The 1,882-nt window shown below is 29.4% G+C and carries 3 protein-coding genes and 1 pseudogene; all 4 read left to right on the top strand.

The window, feature by feature from the left end:
- Window positions 1-145: 145 nt before the first annotated feature.
- A pseudogene (locus tag BN350_RS20705) lies at window positions 146-403 on the top strand (family 1 glycosylhydrolase); the annotation flags it as partial.
- A 59-nt stretch (window positions 404-462) separates the two neighbouring features.
- Window positions 463-630: a hypothetical protein gene (locus BN350_RS20360; protein WP_231385306.1), complete on the top strand. Its 168-nt coding sequence runs from the start codon at window positions 463-465 to the stop codon at window positions 628-630.
- Window positions 631-716: 86 nt separating this feature from the next.
- Window positions 717-1,172: a hypothetical protein gene (locus BN350_RS15620; RefSeq protein ID WP_028044431.1), complete on the top strand. Its 456-nt coding sequence runs from the start codon at window positions 717-719 to the stop codon at window positions 1,170-1,172.
- 145 nt (window positions 1,173-1,317) lie between these two features.
- The coding region (locus BN350_RS19535; RefSeq protein WP_044600393.1) for a ParA family protein at window positions 1,318-1,882 on the top strand (565 nt) is incomplete at its 3' end.

The raw sequence follows: 1,882 nt of genomic DNA, 5'->3' as shown, positions 1-1,882 counted from the left end.
GCTTGTTAAGATAAACTAACTATCATATACTTTTTCAAAAAAATTTTTTTGAGGTTGAAAAACCTCTTTTCGTCGTGTCTGAAACTTGCATTTAAAATAAATAGTAATTTTTTTCAAAAAACACTTGATTAATAATAGTTAATCACGTATTCAATATTTAAAAGAACATTTATCTGCAATGGCAGATGCTATCAATATAGATGGAGTTGAATGTTTAGGTTATACAATGTGGGGACCTATTGATCTCATTTCATTATCAACAGGAGAAATGAAAAAAAGATATGGATTTATTTATGTAGATATGGATGATAAGGGAAATGGAACATTAAAGCGTACAAAAAAGAAATCTTATCATTGGATGAAACGTATTATTGAAACAAATGGTGAAGCATTAGATGATTAGAGAACTTGAGAATAAGTTCTCTTTTTCTATTTAAGGCATATAATATTTTGGGTGATGATATGAAAAAAATAATACCATTTATTTTAATGTTTGCATTATGTTCATTAATATTTAAACCAGTGATTAGTGTCTCATCATCACAGTCTCTTGCTAAAAAAGTGATTGTTTTGGATCCTGGTCATGGCGGATATGAATTGCGAAAGAAAATTAATGACTATATTACATAAAAGAAAGGGAATTGCTATATCTATATAAAAAAATAGACTTGATGTCTATTTTTTTATATACACTCAAAGCAAGAAGGAAGATGAATATGAAAACAGAAATCAAAAATTTATTGTTATATTTCTCATTAAAATATAATGGTGTTTTTAAAGATGAGTATAACGCATTAGCAGAAAAAGAAGATTTTAATGTAGATGAATTCATAAAATTAAGGAAAAATATCAAGCATAAATATATAACTCTACTTGATGATAAATATCCTGACTTTTTAAAGACAAGTAACTGTCCACCATTTGTTATGTATTATCAAGGCAATTTAGAACTGATTGACTCTGATTTGCCAGTAAAGTTTGAAGTGCTTGAAAGTGGACATCGTATGATATCAACAGTTGCTCCATATGAGAAAAATGGGAAGATGATGTTTGACTATGTTGTTGGCTGTGAAAATGAAAAAGAATTGGAAAAACTTATAGATCATATTCATAGCAAAGGTTTGGAATTAAAAGATTATAGCAAACATAAGAAAAAGGATTTAGAAAGATAGCAGTCATCATGACTGCATACATAGCTGACAGTTGTCAGCAGGAAAGGAGGATCGTTTTCATAACAATTTAAGAGATTTATGAAATGGAATGTAGAAAAAAATACATTCCATTTTTTTATGCCCAATTTTGAAAAGAGGTGAAAACATGGGTGAAGTGATTGCAATTTCCAATCAAAAAGGTGGAGTGGGTAAGACTATGACATCAGTTAGTCTAAGTGCGTGTTTAGCATTGCATGATAAAAAAGTTTTGCTAGTTGATTTAGATCCACAAGGACATTCAACAAAAGCATTTGGATATCGAAATATGAATGAATATCCATTATCAATGAAAGATGTCATTATATCAGTTATTGAAGATGTTGAAATTGATAAAAATCAATTAATACTGCATAGTGACGAGGGAGTTGATATTATACCTTCTAATATCTCTTTAGCAGGGATTAATTCAAAACTGGATAGTGCCATGTGCAGAGAAACAGTCGTGAAAAGATTCTTAGATACTGTTAAAGAAGATTATGATTATATCATCATTGATACTAACCCATCATTGGATAACCTGCCAATTAATGCTTTGACAGCATCTGATAAAGTCATTATTACTGTTCAGGCTGAACCATATGGAGTAGAAGGTATGGCAGATTTGTTAAAGTCAATTCATATGGTACAGAGAAATTTGAACAGTGAATTAAAGATTGAGGGTATTTTTATTA

It is taken from the genome of Candidatus Stoquefichus massiliensis AP9 (genome assembly GCF_000455285.1).
Classification (GTDB): domain Bacteria; phylum Bacillota_I; class Bacilli_A; order Erysipelotrichales; family Coprobacillaceae; genus Stoquefichus; species Stoquefichus massiliensis.
Note: the sequence above shows the minus strand (reverse complement) of the source record. Positions and strands in the feature narration are given on the sequence as shown.

What these genes read in the sequence shown, in the direction of transcription:
- BN350_RS20360 (WP_231385306.1), top strand. Translation starts at nt 463, where the DNA reads ATGAAAAAAATAATACCATTTATTTTAATGTTTGCATTATGTTCATTA.
- BN350_RS15620 (WP_028044431.1), top strand. Translation starts at nt 717, where the DNA reads ATGAAAACAGAAATCAAAAATTTATTGTTATATTTCTCATTAAAATAT.